Genomic DNA, 18,446 nt, shown 5'->3' on the forward strand with positions numbered 1-18,446 from the left:
TTTATACATTATCTTTTATCAATCATCAACAGGAACGCATATTCTAATGCATCTTCTTTTAATGATTCAAATCTTCCACTTGCTCCTCCATGTCCTGCACTCATATCGGTTTTGAAAAGTAAAAGATTCTGGTCTGTTTTCAGTTCTCTCAGCTTGGCAGTCCATTTTGCAGGTTCCCAATATTGTACCTGGGAATCATGCAGTCCTGTGGTGATGAGCATATTCGGGTAATCTTTAGCTTCTACGTTATCATACGGGGAATATTCCTTCATATAATGATAATATTCTTCATCATTAGGATTTCCCCATTCGTCATATTCTCCCGTGGTCAATGGGATGGTTTCATCCAGCATTGTGGTTACCACATCTACAAAAGGGACTTGCGCAACAATACCGTTAAACAGGTTAGGTTCATAGTTAACTACAGCCCCTACCAATAATCCTCCGGCACTTCCTCCCATTGCATAAAGATGCCTGGATGAAGTGTAATTTTCTTTGATCAGGTATTTTCCGGCATCTATAAAATCAAAGAAGGTATTCTTTTTAAATAACATTTTACCATCTTCATACCATTCTCTTCCCAGGTATTCACCACCGCGGACATGAGCAATTGCATAGATAAAGCCTCTGTCCAAAATAGATAACCTGACATTTGAAAAGCTGGCATCTACGGTATGTCCATAGCTTCCGTATCCATAAAGCAGTAGGGGAGTATTTTCTGATTTTTCTGTGTCTTTATGGTAAACCAGTGAAATAGGAATTTTTGTTTTTCCATCTCTTGAATCCGCCCATATTCTCTCCGAGATATAATTTTCAGGGAAAAATTTGCCTCCTAAAACCTCCTGCTGCTTGAGAAGTACGGTGGTTTTGTTTTTCATGTTGTATTCGTAAGTGGAACTTGGTTGGGTTAAAGATGTATAACCGTATCGTAAAATTTCCGTATCGAACTCCAGATTGATTCCAATATAGGCTGTGTAAGTAGGATCTGAGAAAGGAAGATAATAGGCTTCCTGAGTTTTTTCGTCTATGATTTTTATCTGTAACAAACCTTGCTCTCTTTCTTCAAGGACAAGGTAGTCTTTAAATATTTCGAACCCTTCAAGCAGGACTTCAGCACGGTGGGGAATTACATCTACCCAGTTTTCCATCCCGCAGTTGTCAATTTTAGTTTTTACAAGCTTAAAATTGAACGCATCATCAGCATTGGTGATGATATAGAATTCGTCTTCATAATGCTCAACGGAGTACTCAAGATCATCTATTCTGGGCTGTATAATTTTCCATTCAGCGAAGACATCATCAGATGGAATGAACCGGTGTTCATCAGAGATAGTGCTTGAACTTGCAATGAATATATATTGCAAAGATTTTGTTTTAAAGACATTTACATCAAAGGTATCATCCTTTTCATGGAAGATCAAAACATCTTCCGATGACTCAGTTCCCAGTTGATGTCTGTATACCTGGAACGCACGTAAGCTCTCATCTTTTCTGATGTAGAAAACATGTTGGTTATCATTTCCCCAGACAGCCTTTCCTGTTGTATTTTCTATTTTATCCGAAAGGATTTCTCCTGTTTCCAGATTTTTGAAATTGATGGAATATATTCTTCTTCCGACATTGTCAGATGAAAAAGAGGCGATCTTATTACTCGGGCTTACTGCAACACTTCCAACTTCGAAAAAGCTTTCTCCTTCAGCAAGGATATTTACATCGAGTACAATTTCCTCAGGGTTATCAAGGGTTTTATATTTTCTGCAAAAAATAGGATATTCCTTTCCCTCCTCATAACGAACCATGTACCAGTATTCATTAAAAAAATAAGGAAGTGATTCATCATCTTTTTTATAGCGGGACTTCATCTCCTCATAAAGCTCTTCCTGAAAATCTTCCGTTTCCTTCATCATGAAATCTGCGTAAGCATTTTCCTGTTCGATGTATTCTATGACTTCGGGATTTTCTCTTTCATTGAGCCAGAAATAATTATCAGTTCTTTTGTCTCCGTGTATTTCGAGTATTTTTTCTATTTTTTTTGGCTGGGGAGCTTTCATCCGGTAGTTTGATTTTTATAGGTCTGTGAATCATGTGGAATGCCATATCAATTTTTCACTATAGAAATATGAATAAGGCATTTCATTCAATATTAATTCTTGTTCAAATGTAATTAAAAAAAAGCCATCTTTCCTTTAATCGAAAAGACGGCTGTTTTATGTAAAATATTAAAACCTATTTATGAAGGCTTTTAATATATTTTTCAAGTGCCATTGTCATAGATGGTGTTTCCTTGGTAGGAGCCATTACATCTACTCTCAATCCTGCTTCTTCGGCTGCATTTAAAGTCGTGTTTCCAAAAACGGCAATTTTGGTTTCATCTTGTTTAAAATCCTCAAAGTTCATTTGAAGCGACTTAATTCCTTGCGGACTGAAGAATATCAGCATATCATAATCTTTAATGTTGATATCACTCAGATCACTGCATACCGTTCTGTACATGATAGCTCTTGTCCAGTCAATATTTGCCGCATCTAATGTTTTAACGATATCAGGACTTAAAACATCTGAAGAAGGCAATAAATATTTTTCTGTAGGAAACTTTTTGAAAAGAGGCAGCAAGTCTGAGAAGTTTTTCTCCCCAAAGCTGATTTTTCTCTTTCTGTAGACAATGTGCTTTTGAAGGTAGTTCGCAATTGCTTCGGACTGGCAGATATATCTCATGGTATCCGGGACTGCAAAACGCAGTTCCTCTGCTAATCTGAAGTAATGGTCTATAGCATTTTTACTGGTAAAGATGATGCCAGTATATTGCGTAAGATCTATTTTTTGTGTCCTAAGTTCTTTATTGTCAACCCCCTCTACATGGATGAACGGACGGAAATCGATCTTTATTTTTTCCTTCTTCGCTATATCCAAATATGGAGAAGACTCACTAGGCGCTGGTTGAGAAACCAATATAGACTTTATTCTCATCATTGACTTTTATTAAAAAAATAACAATTTCCAAAGCAACAATAATGGTGCGATTTGGAGGGTGCAAATATACAAAAATTTATAATACCATTTTTCAGGTAAGACCTTGTTCTTGTGAAATAAATAGAAAAAAACTTTAAAAATAAACACAAAAGAAAAGAATATCAAATAGTAAGAAAATATTTTATTTCTGTCGACTGGGAAATAATAGTGGGTTATACACAGAATTATTAGTAAAAAAGACAAAATGAAATAAAATTTAGTGGAGGTAAAATAAAAAATAAGCCATTTTTTAGTGTCACCTATACTTTGGTAAAATAAAAATCCTAAAGTTGATTTTATTAAATAAAAAATACTGATTGCAAATAGACAATATCCAAATTTGTTCATCTGATATCCTAAAATCTGTAGGTCGGCAATATATTTAGGAACAATTGGAATGTATTGAGATAGAAGTACAGCCAGGGTGAGGGTGGCCACACAGGAAGTTATTATCCAGCTTGCTAAATTATTACTGGCATCAAAATATTTTTGAAGAAGGAAATCTTTTAGATTGGCTCCTCTTTCTACAATATTCATCATAAAAAGGTACAAAAATATGCAGCCCAGCAATATAAAGATTACCCAATCATTGTTTTCAGGAATCCTTACATGGTTTACGAAGTTTTGTGATAATAGCAATCGATTGTTTTTTGCAAAATTATAGAATATTTTGTATAAAATAAAAAGGTTAAATAAACTATCTTTGCAAACTGAAATGAAAAAACTTGTCATTATTCCAACTTATAACGAAAAGGAAAATATTGAAAATATTATTTCCGCGGTTTTTGCATTGGAAGATGACTTTCATATTCTTGTGGTGGACGACTCTTCACCGGATGGAACAGCCACCATTGTAAAGGAGCTTCAAAGAAGGTTTCCCCATTCTTTACATTTATCCGTAAGGCACGTGAAAGATGGTTTAGGAAAAGCTTACATCCATGGATTTAAATGGGCTCTTCAAAATAATTATGATTATATTTTTGAAATGGATGCCGATTTCTCCCATAATCCGGATGATCTTCCAAGATTGTATGAGGCTTGCTTACAGGCTGATATGGCTATTGGTTCCCGTTATTCCAAAGGAGTAAATGTGGTTAACTGGCCTATGGGCAGGGTTTTGCTATCTTATTTTGCCTCAAAGTATGTGAGGTTCATCCTGGGATTGCCTATTCATGATACAACGGCAGGCTTTGTGTGTTTTTCAAGAAAGGTTCTGGAAAATATAGATCTGGATAATGTAAGATTAAAAGGATATGGTTTTCAGATTGAAATGAAATTCAGAGCATTTAAGAAAGGCTTCAAAATTGTAGAAGTTCCTATTATTTTTACGAACCGTATTTTAGGAGAAAGTAAAATGAATGGCGGAATTATCCATGAAGCGGTTTTTGGGGTTTTAAATTTAAAATGGAAATCATTAATTAACAGATTATGAAAAAATTAATTTTTCTTTTTGTTTTGATGCTTGTATTTTCCTGTAAGAAGTACATTGATAAGCCTAAGAATCTTGTTTCTGAGGGTACAATGTCAGAGATTCTTGCTGATTTGGCAATCAATGATCAGGCTACTTTTATGTTTCAGAATACCAATCTGGAAAGCGGAACCCGCTTTGTTCTTAAAACTCATAATGTAAAGCCGGATGACTTTGTTGCAAGTTTTAAGTATTATGTGGTAGAGCAAAAGATGAGTGGGATTGCTGATGATGCTCAAAAAATATTATTAAAAAAAGATCCGAAAGCAGATCAATATGTCAAAGATAAAATCAAGAAGAATTTAAGTCCTCCTGTTTTATCAAACTAATGTAGAATGTATTCGTTGGAGATCAACCAATGATGATGAATTAATAAAATATACAAATGAAATTTTTTAATATAGAAAAAACCTCTGAAGGGAAAGCTAGGGCAGGTGAACTTATAACCGATCACGGTAAGGTTCAGACGCCTATATTTATGCCCGTAGGAACTGTTGCGAGTGTAAAAACAGTTCACCAGAGAGAATTAAAAGAAGACATTAAGGCGCAGATCATATTAGGGAATACCTACCATCTTTATTTACGTCCGGGAATGGATGTTATGCAGGAAGCCGGAGGATTACATAAATTCATGAACTGGGATCTTCCTATTCTTACGGATTCCGGAGGTTTTCAGGTTTTTTCGCTTTCAGGAAGCCGAAAGATGTCTGAAGAAGGTGTGAAATTCAAGTCGCATATCGATGGAAGTTATCATCTTTTTACTCCGGAGAAATCTATGGAAATCCAAAGACAGATCGGGGCAGATATTTTTATGGCATTTGATGAATGTACTCCTTATCCATGCGAATATAATCAGGCAAAATTATCAATGGAACTTACGCACCGTTGGTTGAAAAGATGTATTGACTGGACTGAAGAAAACCAGGAGCTCTATGGTTATAAACAGAGATTGTTTCCTATTGTTCAGGGTTCTACTTATTCCGATTTGAGAAAGATATCCGCAGAGGTGATTTCTGAGGCCGGTGCTGAAGGAAACGCAATTGGTGGACTTTCTGTAGGAGAACCTGAAGAAGAAATGTACAGAATTACAGATGAGGTAACAGATATTCTTCCTAAAGAAAAGCCAAGGTATCTTATGGGGGTAGGAACTCCCTGGAATATTTTGGAATCTATCGGCTTAGGTATCGATATGATGGATTGCGTAATGCCAACCAGAAACGCCAGAAATGCCATGCTCTTTACTTGGCAAGGGGTTATGAACCTGAAGAATGAGAAGTGGAAACGTGATTTTTCGCCTTTGGATGAGTTTGGGACAAGTTTTGTAGACAAAGAGTATTCAAAAGCATACGTTCGCCATTTATTTGTTTCTAAAGAATATTTAGGCAAGCAGATTGCATCTATCCACAATCTGGCTTTTTATTTGGATTTGGTAAAAGTTGCAAGGGAGCATATTTTGGCAGGTGATTTCTATGAATGGAAACAATCTGTTATTCCTGTTCTCAGACAAAGATTATAAAAGGAAATTATGTTTACAATTATAGACCGGTATATCATCAAAAAATATCTTGGAACTTTTGGTTTCATGCTTATATTATTGTCTATAGTTGTTTTGGTGATCGATGTTCAGCAGAAAATTCCAAGGATAGAAAATGCAACAGCAATTGATGCAAAATTAAATCTATCTTATTTTCTCGTTCATTTTTACCCGTTCTGGATCATTAATTTGGTCATGACATTCTTGTCTATTCTGGTATTTATATCGGTAATTTATTTTACCTCCAGAATGGCAAATAATACAGAAATTGTTGCTGTGATCAGTAGTGGAGCGAGTTTTCATCGCTTTGCAAAGCCCTATTTAATTACTTCTTTGTTTATTGCGTCTATATCTTTGGTTGTCAATCATTTTGTGCTCCCATGGGCAAATATCAAAAAAAATGAGCTGGAAGCTTATACTTATAATGCAGCCAATAAAGAAAAAGTTTTGGAACAGCACCGGTAACGGCACAGCTCAGCAGAACAGAATATATTTTTATCAACTCCTGGAACAAGAGGGAGCGAAGGGGTTCCGGTTTTATATTCCAGAAATTTGATAACAACAGAAAGATGCTTTATGAACTGAAAGCTTCTGATGTGTATTGGGACCAGGATAAAAAACAATTTGTTCTCAATAATTATACTGAGAAAAATGTTAATAAAGATGATTCTGAAAAGCTGAAAAACGGAACTGAACTAAGGAAAAGCTATGGGCATGCACCTGAAGAACTTTTCCCTAATGAGCTTTTGGGGCAGAATAAAACCACTCCGGAGCTTTTAAAGTTTATCCAAAGGGAGAAAGAAAAAGGAAACAGTAACCTGAATACCCATTTAAATGAGTTGTACCAAAGGACTTCCATGCCTGTTTCTATTGTTATCCTGACATTTCTGGCTCTTTCACTTTCCTCACAAAAGAAGAGGGGAGGTTTGGGAATTAACCTGGCGATAGGTATTTCTCTTGCGTTTATCTTTGTATTCTCATTTGAGGCTTTAAAAGTAGTTTCCGAAAATAAGAGCATGTCTCCGGCTCTGGCCATGTGGTTTCCCAACCTTATTTTCTTTCCGATTGCATTATATCTTTATCTGAAAAGAGCAAATCAGTAAAGAAGTTTAATCTCTTTATGGTAAAAAGAACGAAGGCCTTCTTCCAGTTCAATCCAGATTTCTCCCTTTTCGTCGCAAAACTTTATAATGCCATTTTGTCTCTTTTTATCGATTTCAAAAACAGAGATCTCATCTTTACGGAATAAAAGATCATTGAATCGTTTCAGGATTTCTCCATCAGTCGGAATATTGCTCAGTTTTTCAATCAGGAAATCATGAAGACTTACAGTAAATTCTTCAAGGCGGAATCTCTTACCTGTAAGAACAGAAAGCGAGCTTGCGTTCGAAATTTCATCAAAATTCTCCTGTAGAACATTGAATCCTGCGCCAATGATGAAATAATTTTTTTGATTAATTTTTTCTTTTCAATCAATATTCCAACTATTTTCTTACTTTTAAGAATAATATCATTAGGCCATTTTATCTTTACATCACATTCAGTCATATTGGCAAGGAAATCCCTGATAATAATTGCGGTATAATAATTGAACATAAAATCCGAAAGCGTGAAATGATGAGTGCTCACAGCTAATGTGTAAGCTACATTCTTTTCAGCAGTGGAAGACCATGTATTTCCATATTGCCCGCGACCTTTGGTTTGATTAAATGTATGTAAAGCAATAAAATCTGAATTTTCGTAAAGTAAAAACTTTGAAATTTCGTCATTAGTAGAAGGGCACTCTTTTAGATAGAACAGTTGGGCCATTTAAGAAAACTTTAAGACTTTAAAAGGGTAAAAGTAAGGTTAAAGTAAAGAAAAAACAATAAATTTGCAGATTATAGTATTTTTTTAATGAATAAGACAGTAGAAAAGCAAGAATTAATAGATAAAATCGTTGAAGCTATCCAGGATGTAAAAGGAGAAGACATTATGATCTTTGATCTTTCCAACATCGAAAACTCAGTAGCAGAAACGTTTGTAATATGCAGTGGAAACTCTAATACACAGGTTTCTGCATTGGCGGGGAGTGTAGAGAAGAAAGTTAGAAACGAACTTCATGACAGACCTTGGCACGTAGAAGGAACGGATAATGCAATGTGGGTTTTGGTAGACTATGTAACAGTGGTCGTTCACATATTCCAAAAGCAGGTGCGTGAGTACTATGATATTGAGGAATTGTGGGGTGATGCGAAAATCACCAAAATTGAAAATGAAATTTAATTTTAAAAAGTATAAATGAACAATAAAGGATTTAACTGGTTTTTTCCAATTGCGATCATAGCTCTTTTGTTATTTTTTGGATCCAACTTTTTAGGAGACAACAGCGCAAAAGCTATTGATGAAGACGGTTTCTTCAGAGAAATGCAATCGGGAAAAGTTCAGAATATTATTATATATAAAGACACTGAAAAGGCTGATGTATTTTTAACTCAGGCTGCTAAAACAGCAATGGTGAATAAAAACACCAAAGAAAACAATCCTTTGTCAGCATTCGATATGGCTCCTAAAGCTGATTACACAGTGAAATACGGAGATCTTCAGCTTTTCCTTCAAAAATTTGATCAGATAAAAGCAGAAAATGCGGCTATTAAAACAACTAAAGATTATGGAGCGGGTAAAAATCCTTTCATGGATATTTTATTCTCTGCATTGATATGGATTGCTATTTTAGGATTATTTTACTTCCTTCTTTTCAGAAAGATGGGTGGAGGTGGAGGTCCTGGAGGACAAATCTTCTCTATCGGTAAATCTAAGGCAAAACTTTTTGACGAAAAAGAAAGAATTCAGGTAACATTTAAAGATGTAGCAGGATTAGAGGGAGCAAAAGAAGAGGTACAAGAAGTTGTAGATTTTCTTAAAAACTCTGAAAAATATACAAAACTGGGTGGTAAAATTCCAAAAGGAGTTCTTTTGGTAGGTCCTCCGGGAACTGGTAAAACATTATTGGCGAAAGCAGTAGCCGGAGAAGCAAAAGTACCTTTCTTTTCGCTTTCGGGTTCAGACTTTGTTGAAATGTTTGTAGGAGTTGGGGCGTCAAGAGTAAGAGACCTTTTTGCTCAGGCGAAAGCTAAATCTCCTGCCATTATCTTTATTGATGAGATCGATGCTATTGGACGTGCGAGAGGAAAAAATAATTTCTCAGGAGGAAATGACGAAAGAGAAAATACCCTCAATCAACTTCTTACAGAAATGGACGGCTTCGGGACTGATACCAATGTTATTGTAATGGCTGCTACCAACAGGGCTGATATTTTAGATAAAGCCTTAATGAGGGCAGGGCGTTTTGACCGTTCAATCTTTGTAGACCTTCCGGAATTACACGAAAGAAGACAGATTTTTGATGTTCACTTAAAGAAAATCAAACTGGATGATAATGTGGACAGAGAGTTTTTAGCAAAACAGACTCCTGGTTTCAGTGGAGCCGATATTGCCAATGTTTGTAACGAGGCAGCACTGATTGCAGCAAGAAATAACCATACTTCGGTAACAAAACAGGATTTCCTTGATGCGGTAGACAGAATTATTGGTGGTCTTGAGAAGAAAAATAAAGCAATAAAACCTTCTGAAAAGAAAAGAGTTGCTTATCATGAAGCCGGTCACGCAACCATTTCATGGTTGGTAGAACACGCTTCTCCACTTTTAAAGGTAACGATCGTTCCAAGAGGACGTTCCCTGGGAGCAGCATGGTATCTTCCGGAAGAAAGGCAGCTTACTACTACTGAGCAGATGCTGGATGAAATGTGTGCAACTCTGGGAGGTAGAGCAGCAGAGCAAGTAATATTCAATAATATTTCTACCGGTGCATTATCTGACCTTGAAACAGTAACGAAAAGAGCTCAGGCTATGGTTACAATCTACGGATTGAGTCCAAATATCGGTAACATTTCGTACTATGATAGCTCAGGACAGTCGGAATACAATTTTGGAAAACCTTACTCTGAGGAAACTGCGAATAAGATTGACGTAGAGATCAAATCGATTATCGAAAATCAATATGCACGTGCAGTACAGATCCTTACAGAAAACAAAGATAAGCTGGATGCGCTGGCTGGTAAGCTTCTGGAAAAAGAGGTAATCTTCCGTGAGGATTTAGAAGAAATATTCGGTAAAAGAGCCTGGGATCCTGAATTGACGGAAAGACCGGTAACGAATACAATTCCTCTAATCAAGGATAAAGAAGAAGAAAGTGAAATTCAGGCTCCGGAAAGCCCGACTCAACTTTAAAATTCTTAAAAAATAAAAGAAATAAAACCTGGTAATTTCAAAATTGCCAGGTTTTTTCATATTTAAACGTACATTTTTGGAATCTATTATAATTTATTTTCTATTTTTGTATAAAGTTGACTAAAAAACATTAAGTTGAGTTTATTTAAAAAAATTGTAAGCAAACTAACTAACCAACCCGAGGAAGATGACAACCAAAGTTTGGAAAAGCTAGGGGATTCGCTGAAAAATGCAGATCTCGATTATAAGTTTGCGCAATTATTTACGCATTCGGGGGATTTTTTAATTATTGTGCAGATGAAGCGGAGGCTCTACAAACTTTGAATCAAATCATTAAAATAGAGGGCATTCACAATATATTTTGTTGGGATAAGGAACTGCAGAATTTTTTGAATGTTGTAAAAACTCCCTTTACTTCAGAGCTGGAACATTCCAACGATGCTGCATTTATAACCTGTGAATATCTTATTGCTTACGACGGAAGAATTATGCTGTCTCACAATAACATTCTCCATTATCATTCGTCGAGACTACCCAGTAAGATTATTATCATGGCTAACGTATCTCAGATCGTTAATAACCTGAATGATGCCATGGGAAAAATAAAGCGTAATGGGAATATTAAAAACCTGACTTCAATCAGCGGAAGCCAGTCAAAATTAGATACATCCTCTAATTCCAATACAAAACTGTTTTTATTGCTGCTTGAAGATTAAGCATCAATTTCTAAATTATACATTTTGGACAAAAATCTCATTCAAAGAACCATTTCAGGGATTGTGTACGTTGCGGTTATTATCCTTTGTGCAACTCCACTCGGAGCCCAACTGATCAATACCATATCTCCGGACCTCGTTAAACAGCAATACCTGTACTACGGTTTAATAACATTTTTAATGCTGGTGGGTTCATGGGAGTGTGTGAAGATCATGAAGTTTGGAAAAGGATATGAAAAGTGGGTTGTTTTTCCCGTTATTGCGGTTATCTTTTACATGTTTTCCAAAAGATACTTCTATCATGATTTCTTTTTTGATTTCAGGCTAAGCGAAATATTGGCATTATCATTAATAGGGATAGCTGTAGTTACTCTATTTAAGTATCCTACAGAATTATACTACGATAGCGGGAAACTGATTTTTACGGTCATTTATGTTGCACTGCCTTTTAGCTTTGCTCTGGGACTTCCAAAATATTCTAATTTTGATAATTCGTTTTCTTTAGAAGTGTTGTTCCTGTTTATTCTGATCTGGAGCAGTGATACATTTGCCTATCTTACGGGAAAATTTTTTGGAAAACATAAAATGGCACCCAAGATATCTCCTAAAAAAACCTGGGAAGGTTATGCGGGAGGTGTTATTCTCACATTAGTATTGTCTTACTTTATTGAAAAATATCAACACGATCTGCGTGGAAACTGGATCGTTGTAGGTTTTCTCGTCGCTTCATTTGCTCCGCTTGGGGATCTGGTAGAAAGCCAGCTTAAAAGAAGTTTTGGCGTTAAGGACAGCGGAAACATTATTCCGGGGCACGGAGGTGTATTAGATAGACTGGATAGTTTTATAATCTGCGTTCCTGTTGTATATTTGTACTTTATTTTAGAAAAATTTATTTAAACTCATGAAATTACATAGAGAATCGAAAGGAACGATCACTGTAGCAACCATCCTTTTCATCATTATTGGTGTTGCAGCAATTTATTTTCTTAAAATGTGGTCGCTTTTGATCATTATGCCTTTATTGGTTGTGTACAGCCTTATATTTTGGTTTTTCAGAGTTCCCAACCGGGAAATTCTTGATCATAAAGAGAATGTGATTGCACCGGTAGATGGGAAAGTGGTTATGATTAAAGAAGTTGAAGAAACGGAATTTTTGAAAGGGAAGGCAATACAGGTTTCTATCTTCATGTCACCCCTGAATGTGCATATTTGCAGATATCCCGTTTCCGGAGAGGTGATCTATAAAAAATACCATCCTGGAAAATATTTGGTAGCATGGCACGAAAAGTCTTCTACTGAAAATGAAAGAACAACTGTGGCGATAGAAAGTTTAACGAATCACAAAGTTGTTTTCAGGCAGATTGCGGGTTATGTAGCCAGAAGGATTGTTTTCTATTGTAATGAAGGAGATCAGGCAAAAGCAGGGCACGAATTTGGATTTATAAAATTCGGTTCAAGAATGGATGTTTTCTTACCATTGGACACGGAGATTATTTGTAAAATCGGAGATATCACAAAAGGAGGGTTGGATATCATTGCTAAAATGAAAGAGTAATTTCAATCAGAAAAATATAAAAGCAGTTTCAGGAGAAGCTGCTTTTTTTGTTTAAGGTTAAACCTTAATAAATTTTTTCACCTCGTTTACAAGCTCTAAAATAAGCTGTATGGGTAAATCCTTATCCATGTCAATTAAAAGGATTTTAAACTTCTTTCTGCCTTCCTGGAGCAATTCCGGAGCATTCAGTCTGTCTCCATGATAAAAGCTTACATAATGTTTCTTATATTTTTTGCTGTAATACAAATAGCAAAGCATCTTCTTTTTGTATTTAAAAAAGGGCAATCCAAAGCTTAGTGTCTCTGTTATGTTATCCGGATCAGATTCCAGGATCTTTTTCCGCAAAAACAAAAGAGTACTTCTATCAGGTTCTTCAATTCTGTAGAAATACTCTTGTATGGGGTTCATTTTAAATTTAATTTAAAAAGGTTTAATCAAAATTCTGGAGTTCAACCAATTTGTGGTAAACACCTCTTTTCGCGATCAGGTCGTGGTGGCTTCCCTGTTCTACGATATCCCCTTTTTCCATCACTACGATCCAGTCTGCTTTTTGTATTGTCGAAAGCCTGTGGGCAATAACCAAAGAGGTCCTGTTTTCCATCATTTTCTCGAGAGCATCCTGTACAAACTTTTCAGATTCTGTATCTAATGCTGAAGTTGCTTCATCAAGGATCATAATCGGTGGGTTCTTAAGAACTGCTCTTGCAATAGAAACCCTTTGTTTCTGCCCTCCGGATAATTTACCACCATCATCTCCGATATTGGTGTCATAACCTTTTGGAAGCTGTGTAATAAAAGTATCTGCATTGGCCACTTTAGCAGCTGCGATAACCTCTTCTTTGGTAGCATCAGGTTTACCCATTAAGATGTTGTTATAAACAGAATCATTGAAAAGAACGGATTCCTGGGTTACCATTCCTAATAGCTTTCTGTACTCCTGTAGCTTCAGGTGTTTGATATCAACATTGTCAATTAAAATTTCACCTTCGGAAACATCATAGAAACGGGCAAGCAGGTTGGCTATTGTTGTCTTCCCGCTTCCGCTCTGGCCAACTAACGCTACTGTTTTTCCCTTTGGAATCGTTAAATTAAAGTTTTTAAGAATTACATTATCCTTATCATAATAGAATCCGATATTCCTGAATTCAATATTGTTTTCAAGTGTTGTAATAGAAACCGGTGCCGCAATTTCTTCGATTTTAACATCTGCATCCAGAATTTCCAATACCCTTTTCAGAGAAGCTTCTCCCTTCTGAACATTGGAAATCGAAGTAGATAAACTTTTTGCCGGAGGTAAAATCTGGAAAAACATCCCTAAAAATACAAGGAAATCTGCAGGGGAAATACTTTGATCAACGATGATTTGCTTTCCTCCATACCAAGCAATGATCAAAAATGTAATAGAGCCCAGGAATTCACTCATTGGCGAAGCCAATTCTTTTTTTCGTCCTAAACTTATAGAGCTGGAAATCCATTTGTGCATCGATTGCATAAATCGGTTATCCATTATTTTTTCAGCATTAAAGATTTTAATAACCTTTGATGATTTAAGGGTCTCATCCACGATAGAGAATATATTTCCTAATTCATGCTGAGCCTCATGAGAGTCTTTTTTAAGGCTTTTTCCGATTAAAGCGATCATCGTTCCCATTACCGGTAAAATAAGTAGTGAAAAAAGTGTCATTTCAGGGCTTAAAAAGAAAAGGGTGATCAAAGTACTGATCAGCATAAACGGTGCATTGATCAGGTCAATTAAACTACCTAAGATATTACCTTCCACTTCACCGACATCATTGGACATACGGGACATCAGATCACCTTTTCTGCTTTCGGTAAAGAATGACACAGGCAATGAAAGTATTTTGCGGTACATCGCACCACGGAGATCCTTGGTAACTCCCACCCGGTAATTAATTAAAAGAAAAGATCCGAAATAACGGAACGCATTTCTTAAGAGAAACATAAAAGCAGTGACAACGCAAAGCCATGCAAGTACTTTTAGCGAACCATACTCAGTAACAAGGCTTTGTACATAATAATTGGAATAGTCTTTTATGTAGGAAAAGAAATCAATAACATCTCCTGAATACACAGGTGCAGATTCATATTTCTGCGGTTTTATTGTTCCGAAAAGCATTCCCAGGACCGGAAGGATAGTTCCTAAGGAAGCTATCTGAAACACAGAATACAGGATATTGAAAAACAAACTTCCGTATATGTATTTCTGGTGAGGCCGTGCGAATTTTAATATTTTTTTATATTCGTTCATTAATGAAAAATTGGAAAGGCAAAATTAGGTATTTTTAAAAGAGTAGACGATCTTAATTGAATTTTACTTTATCGTTATATTTTGGTGTAAAATTCTTTGGTCCTAATTTCTCAAAAGTTTTCCCAAGGTTATTGATGATTTGGGTCAGGTTATTGAAATCTACAACGGATACATCGTCGCTTTCATTGTGATAATGTGTTGCTTTGGTCATGTCAACTGTAGAGAACGAGTGTGCAATGATTTTCTTTTTAACAAAGCTTACGTTATCGGATCTGTAGAATAACTGTTGTGTGGCATATGGATCAGGATATATTTTCAAGCCGTTTGCTGCATGTTGATTAAACAATTCATCAAGATCAGAAAATTCATCACCTGTCATGAAGAGGGCATTTTTCCCGAATTGTGATTCCGTAGCTACCATTTCAAAATTAAAGAGAGCAGACATGTTATTATAAATAGGATCAAGATCCTTGTTAGTTGAAATCGCCCTTGAACCTAACATTCCTTTCTCTTCTCCGTTAAAAGCAATAAATGCCATTGAAAATTCAGGAGTTTTATTTTTGAAATAATCTGCGATTCCTACAAGAGTGGTAATTCCGCTTGCATCGTCGTCTGCCCCATTGTAGATGTTATCACCACTTTTTTTACTGGTGCCGATATGATCGAAATGTCCTGAAAAGCCTAAATACTTGTCGCTTTTTCCTTTTTTGATACCACAAACGTTATAAGCGGTTTTCCCTTTATAATCAAAAGGGACAAGGTAAGAGTTCCCGGTGCAGTATTCTAAGTTGTTTTCTTTAAAAAGTTTGGCAATATATTGGGCGGCATTGTCGTTTTCCGGGGTCCCAATTTCCCGGCCCTTCATTTCATCAGATGCCAGTGTGGAAAGAACAGTTGTTACTGTACTTTTCTGAACTTCCTGGGCAAAGGTAATTACTGAGAAAAACGAGAATGCGAGATAAGTTAATTTTTTCATTGGAGTCCTGTTATATAAGTATGTGTCGTTGAAACATAGAAAATGTTGCATTGATTTTAAAAAAATATGGAGAGGTAAGAAGGAAATACAGAAATTGAAAACTTAATCTTGGTCTAAAAGAAAAAAACAGCTTCAAAAGAAGCTGTTCTTACTCAAAAAATCGTTGTAAGGTTATCGAAGTCTGTCTACAGATTTTACGAGCCTCTCATCTTTACGGATATATATGTTTGCAATAAACAAACAGATAATCGCGATTAATGGAAAAACAGGCTCAATACCCTTCTCAGGAAATTGAATTCCTCCGGATAAATTTAGTAGCCAATAAGCCAATACACCAATCAACAAAGCGTTTATAATGATGCTGATTGTATTCAGCAAAATTTGTCTTTTTCTGTTTTTAAAGCTGAATACACTTAGTAATCCAACTAAAACAAGTACAATACATGCACTGTCTACTACAGGAATGTTACCAAAAACAGCAACATCTTGTCCTGTGATGAAAAGAAAAACAGCAGCTAAAACTGCCAGAAAAATCCATATAGTTTGTATTCTTTGTAGCATTGAATATTAAATTCTTGGCAAAAATAACATAAATTTTGCACAATTCAAAAATAAGTGTAGATTTGCATTATACAATGTACTTGAAAACAAAAGTCACCGGACTTACTTTTCTTACTCACAATTAATTACATTTTTACATACATATGTTTAACATTGAAACGTTAAGGTCAAAATCCGTAACGGAATTGACTAAAATCTTAAAGGATTTAGGCGTTAAGGTTGCAAGAAACAGCTCTGAAAACGATAAAATTTTTGCTGTTCTTGATTTTCAAGCTTCTAACCCTAAAGTTACAAAAGATTATTTCAACACCACAGAGAACAGTATGAATACTGAAGACAAAACGGTGGAAAAAGAAACTAAAGCTCCTGCCAAGAAAGCCGCCCCAAAGAGGACGGCAAAACCTAAAACGGAGGCAAAGGTTCCAACGCCATCAGAGACAGCAACAAAGGTTGAAGAAAAAACAGAAGAAAAAGAAACTGTCACTGAAACTCCAAAGCAGGAAGAAGTTACTTCAACTACAGAAGAAAATACTGCTTCACAGCAGCCACAAGCAAAGAAAAAAAGGAAAAGAGTTACTCCAAATACCAATACCACTGAAGCTTCTGCTCAGGAAAGGACGGAAGTACAAAAAAACACAGATACTCAGGAATCTGCTCCGGCAGAAGAAAAGCAAAGTAATCCCCAAGCTCAGGCCAGACCTCAGAAAGGCCAGAACCATCCACAAAACGGTGGAAACTCTCACAAAAATCAGAACCAGAACCAAAATAACCATAATCAGAATCAAAACAGACATTCTGATAAGCAGGAAGAGCAACACGAATCTAAAAAAGAATTCCATTTTGATGGAATGGTAAGTATAGAAGGTGTGTTAGAAATTTTACCTGATAATTATGGGTTTTTACGTTCTTCAGATTTTAGTTATATTTCTTCTCCGGATGATGTATATGTATCTACTGCACAGATCAGAAATTTCGGATTAAAAACCGGAGATACAGTAAAAGGTATCGTAAGGCTTCCAAAAGAAGGTGAGAAATACTTTTCCTTATTAAAACCTACGGAGGTGAATGGCCGTGATCTGGCATTTATCAAAGATCGGGTAGCATTTGAATACCTTACACCTCTTTTCCCGGAAGAAAAATTTAACCTTACAGGAAACAATTCAACCATTTCTACGAGAATCGTAGATCTGTTTGCTCCAATCGGAAAGGGGCAAAGAGCAATGATCGTTGCGCAGCCTAAAACAGGTAAGACCATGTTGCTTAAGGACATTGCGAATTCTATCGCAGCTAATCATCCTGAAGTTTATATGATGGTTCTTCTTATCGATGAACGTCCTGAGGAAGTTACAGATATGGAAAGAAGTGTAAATGCAGAGGTAATTGCTTCTACATTTGATGAAGCAGCAGAAAAGCACGTTAAGGTTGCTAATCTTGTATTGGCAAAGGCTCAGAGAATGGTTGAGTGCGGCCATGATGTTGTTATTTTATTAGATTCCATTACCAGATTGGCAAGAGCATACAATACGGTAACGCCGGCTTCTGGAAAGGTTCTTTCCGGAGGGGTTGATGCTAATGCTTTGCATAAGCCGAAGAGATTCTTCGGAGCAGCCAGAAAAATTGAAGGCGGTGGTTCCCTGACAATTATCGCTACAGCATTGATTGACACAGGTTCTAAAATGGACGAGGTTATCTTTGAAGAATTCAAAGGTACAGGTAATATGGAGCTTCAGTTGGATAGAAAAATTGCCAACAGAAGAATTTATCCTGCTATTGACCTTGTTTCTTCCAGTACAAGACGGGACGATCTTCTTCTGGATGAAGTAACTTCTCAGAGAATGTGGATCTTTAGAAAATATCTTTCTGAAATGAATCCTGTGGAAGCCATGGAATTTGTTAATAAAAATATCAAAGGAACTCTTAATAACGAAGAATTCCTGATGTCTATGAATAGATAGATTAATTTAATATTGTTAAATAAAAAGCACAGGTTTTCATAATCTGTGCTTTTTACTTTTAAACAGGATGTGGAATATAATATATCAATGTTAAAGATTTATTAAAATAATACGCTATTTTTGATAATCGGTCA

The 18,446-nt window shown here is 36.0% G+C and carries 16 protein-coding genes and 2 pseudogenes; 10 read left to right on the plus strand and 8 right to left on the minus strand.

All coding sequences use genetic code 11. The features are described 5' to 3' along the window. Positions 1 to 8: 8 nt before the first annotated feature. The 3 genes from MTQ00_RS17175 to MTQ00_RS17185 form a co-directional block, all read right to left on the minus strand. A complete protein-coding gene (locus MTQ00_RS17175; RefSeq protein WP_273650428.1) occupies positions 9 to 2,051 on the minus strand; it encodes a S9 family peptidase in 2,043 nt (680 codons plus the stop codon). Between the two features lie 175 nt (positions 2,052 to 2,226). After that, the gene (locus tag MTQ00_RS17180) at positions 2,227 to 2,967 is read right to left on the minus strand and encodes a uroporphyrinogen-III synthase (protein WP_172282435.1); all 741 of its coding nucleotides are present in this window, start codon (positions 2,965 to 2,967) and stop codon (positions 2,227 to 2,229) included. 12 nt (positions 2,968 to 2,979) lie between these two features. Continuing rightward, positions 2,980 to 3,741 (minus strand): DUF4271 domain-containing protein, encoded by a 762-nt coding sequence (locus MTQ00_RS17185; RefSeq protein ID WP_273650429.1) that lies wholly within the window; start codon positions 3,739 to 3,741, stop codon positions 2,980 to 2,982. Here MTQ00_RS17185 and MTQ00_RS17190 point away from each other — a divergent pair. From MTQ00_RS17190 to MTQ00_RS22290, 4 genes and pseudogenes are all read left to right on the plus strand, one after another. Next, on the plus strand, positions 3,725 to 4,441 hold the full coding sequence (locus MTQ00_RS17190; RefSeq protein WP_172282183.1) for a polyprenol monophosphomannose synthase: 717 nt from the start codon (positions 3,725 to 3,727) through the stop codon (positions 4,439 to 4,441). The two genes, MTQ00_RS17185 and MTQ00_RS17190, sit on opposite strands and share 17 nt — an antisense overlap. Further along, positions 4,438 to 4,806: a DUF4296 domain-containing protein gene (locus MTQ00_RS17195; RefSeq protein ID WP_172282185.1), complete on the plus strand. Its 369-nt coding sequence runs from the start codon at positions 4,438 to 4,440 to the stop codon at positions 4,804 to 4,806. The genes MTQ00_RS17190 and MTQ00_RS17195 overlap by 4 nt, the downstream gene beginning before the upstream one ends. A 56-nt stretch (positions 4,807 to 4,862) precedes the next feature. Beyond that, the gene (gene tgt / locus MTQ00_RS17200; RefSeq protein ID WP_273650430.1) at positions 4,863 to 5,993 is read left to right on the plus strand and encodes a tRNA guanosine(34) transglycosylase Tgt; all 1,131 of its coding nucleotides are present in this window, start codon (positions 4,863 to 4,865) and stop codon (positions 5,991 to 5,993) included. 9 nt (positions 5,994 to 6,002) lie between these two features. Beyond that, positions 6,003 to 7,114 (plus strand): annotated as a pseudogene (locus tag MTQ00_RS22290) (LptF/LptG family permease). Positions 7,115 to 7,337: 223 nt separating this feature from the next. Here MTQ00_RS22290 and MTQ00_RS17215 read toward each other — a convergent pair. Beyond that, positions 7,338 to 7,820 carry a biotin--[acetyl-CoA-carboxylase] ligase gene (locus MTQ00_RS17215; protein WP_273650432.1) on the minus strand — a complete coding sequence of 161 codons (483 nt, stop codon included), beginning with the start codon at positions 7,818 to 7,820 and terminating at the stop codon, positions 7,338 to 7,340. Positions 7,821 to 7,907: 87 nt separating this feature from the next. Here MTQ00_RS17215 and rsfS point away from each other — a divergent pair, with 87 nt between their 5' ends. The 5 genes and pseudogenes from rsfS (at position 7,908) to MTQ00_RS17240 (ending at position 12,551) form a co-directional block, all read left to right on the plus strand. Further along, positions 7,908 to 8,276 carry a ribosome silencing factor gene (gene rsfS / locus MTQ00_RS17220; RefSeq protein ID WP_172282203.1) on the plus strand — a complete coding sequence of 123 codons (369 nt, stop codon included), beginning with the start codon at positions 7,908 to 7,910 and terminating at the stop codon, positions 8,274 to 8,276. A gap of 15 nt (positions 8,277 to 8,291) precedes the next feature. Beyond that, the gene (gene ftsH / locus MTQ00_RS17225) at positions 8,292 to 10,280 is read left to right on the plus strand and encodes an ATP-dependent zinc metalloprotease FtsH (RefSeq protein ID WP_172282205.1); all 1,989 of its coding nucleotides are present in this window, start codon (positions 8,292 to 8,294) and stop codon (positions 10,278 to 10,280) included. 135 nt (positions 10,281 to 10,415) lie between these two features. Beyond that, positions 10,416 to 10,996, plus strand: a pseudogene (locus MTQ00_RS17230) (LUD domain-containing protein). 24 nt (positions 10,997 to 11,020) lie between these two features. Further along, a complete protein-coding gene (locus MTQ00_RS17235) occupies positions 11,021 to 11,893 on the plus strand; it encodes a phosphatidate cytidylyltransferase (RefSeq protein WP_273650433.1) in 873 nt (290 codons plus the stop codon). A gap of 4 nt (positions 11,894 to 11,897) precedes the next feature. After that, positions 11,898 to 12,551 (plus strand): phosphatidylserine decarboxylase family protein, encoded by a 654-nt coding sequence (locus MTQ00_RS17240; RefSeq protein ID WP_172282211.1) that lies wholly within the window; start codon positions 11,898 to 11,900, stop codon positions 12,549 to 12,551. Positions 12,552 to 12,608: 57 nt separating this feature from the next. Here the strand turns inward: MTQ00_RS17240 and MTQ00_RS17245 are convergent, their stop codons facing one another. The 4 genes from MTQ00_RS17245 to MTQ00_RS17260 form a co-directional block, all read right to left on the minus strand. After that, positions 12,609 to 12,959: a DUF1801 domain-containing protein gene (locus MTQ00_RS17245; RefSeq protein ID WP_172282213.1), complete on the minus strand. Its 351-nt coding sequence runs from the start codon at positions 12,957 to 12,959 to the stop codon at positions 12,609 to 12,611. A 22-nt stretch (positions 12,960 to 12,981) separates the two neighbouring features. Further along, the gene (locus MTQ00_RS17250) at positions 12,982 to 14,820 is read right to left on the minus strand and encodes an ABC transporter ATP-binding protein (RefSeq protein ID WP_172282215.1); all 1,839 of its coding nucleotides are present in this window, start codon (positions 14,818 to 14,820) and stop codon (positions 12,982 to 12,984) included. Positions 14,821 to 14,872: 52 nt separating this feature from the next. Next, a complete protein-coding gene (locus MTQ00_RS17255; protein ID WP_273650434.1) occupies positions 14,873 to 15,796 on the minus strand; it encodes a M28 family peptidase in 924 nt (307 codons plus the stop codon). A 171-nt stretch (positions 15,797 to 15,967) separates the two neighbouring features. Beyond that, positions 15,968 to 16,357 carry a DUF4293 family protein gene (locus MTQ00_RS17260; protein WP_273650435.1) on the minus strand — a complete coding sequence of 130 codons (390 nt, stop codon included), beginning with the start codon at positions 16,355 to 16,357 and terminating at the stop codon, positions 15,968 to 15,970. A 143-nt stretch (positions 16,358 to 16,500) separates the two neighbouring features. Here MTQ00_RS17260 and rho point away from each other — a divergent pair, with 143 nt between their 5' ends. Then, positions 16,501 to 18,312, plus strand: coding sequence for a transcription termination factor Rho (gene rho / locus MTQ00_RS17265; RefSeq protein ID WP_273650436.1), 1,812 nt, complete (start codon positions 16,501 to 16,503; stop codon positions 18,310 to 18,312). Positions 18,313 to 18,446: the final 134 nt, after the last annotated feature.

It is taken from the genome of Chryseobacterium sp. B21-037 (assembly GCF_028570785.1).
Classification (GTDB): Bacteria; Bacteroidota; Bacteroidia; order Flavobacteriales; family Weeksellaceae; genus Chryseobacterium; species Chryseobacterium proteolyticum.

Bases quoted from the DNA above. Each gene is read 5' to 3' on its own strand.
- MTQ00_RS17175 (WP_273650428.1), bottom strand. From the start codon at position 2,051: ATGAAAGCTCCCCAGCCAAAAAAAATAGAAAAAATACTCGAAATACAC.
- MTQ00_RS17180 (WP_172282435.1), bottom strand. From the start codon at position 2,967: ATGAGAATAAAGTCTATATTGGTTTCTCAACCAGCGCCTAGTGAGTCT.
- MTQ00_RS17190 (WP_172282183.1), top strand. From the start codon at position 3,725: ATGAAAAAACTTGTCATTATTCCAACTTATAACGAAAAGGAAAATATT.
- MTQ00_RS17185 (WP_273650429.1), bottom strand. From the start codon at position 3,741: ATGACAAGTTTTTTCATTTCAGTTTGCAAAGATAGTTTATTTAACCTT.
- MTQ00_RS17195 (WP_172282185.1), top strand. From the start codon at position 4,438: ATGAAAAAATTAATTTTTCTTTTTGTTTTGATGCTTGTATTTTCCTGT.
- tgt (WP_273650430.1), top strand. From the start codon at position 4,863: ATGAAATTTTTTAATATAGAAAAAACCTCTGAAGGGAAAGCTAGGGCA.
- MTQ00_RS17215 (WP_273650432.1), bottom strand. From the start codon at position 7,820: ATGGCCCAACTGTTCTATCTAAAAGAGTGCCCTTCTACTAATGACGAA.
- rsfS (WP_172282203.1), top strand. From the start codon at position 7,908: ATGAATAAGACAGTAGAAAAGCAAGAATTAATAGATAAAATCGTTGAA.
- ftsH (WP_172282205.1), top strand. From the start codon at position 8,292: ATGAACAATAAAGGATTTAACTGGTTTTTTCCAATTGCGATCATAGCT.
- MTQ00_RS17240 (WP_172282211.1), top strand. From the start codon at position 11,898: ATGAAATTACATAGAGAATCGAAAGGAACGATCACTGTAGCAACCATC.
- MTQ00_RS17245 (WP_172282213.1), bottom strand. From the start codon at position 12,959: ATGAACCCCATACAAGAGTATTTCTACAGAATTGAAGAACCTGATAGA.
- MTQ00_RS17250 (WP_172282215.1), bottom strand. From the start codon at position 14,820: ATGAACGAATATAAAAAAATATTAAAATTCGCACGGCCTCACCAGAAA.
- MTQ00_RS17255 (WP_273650434.1), bottom strand. From the start codon at position 15,796: ATGAAAAAATTAACTTATCTCGCATTCTCGTTTTTCTCAGTAATTACC.
- MTQ00_RS17260 (WP_273650435.1), bottom strand. From the start codon at position 16,357: ATGCTACAAAGAATACAAACTATATGGATTTTTCTGGCAGTTTTAGCT.
- rho (WP_273650436.1), top strand. From the start codon at position 16,501: ATGTTTAACATTGAAACGTTAAGGTCAAAATCCGTAACGGAATTGACT.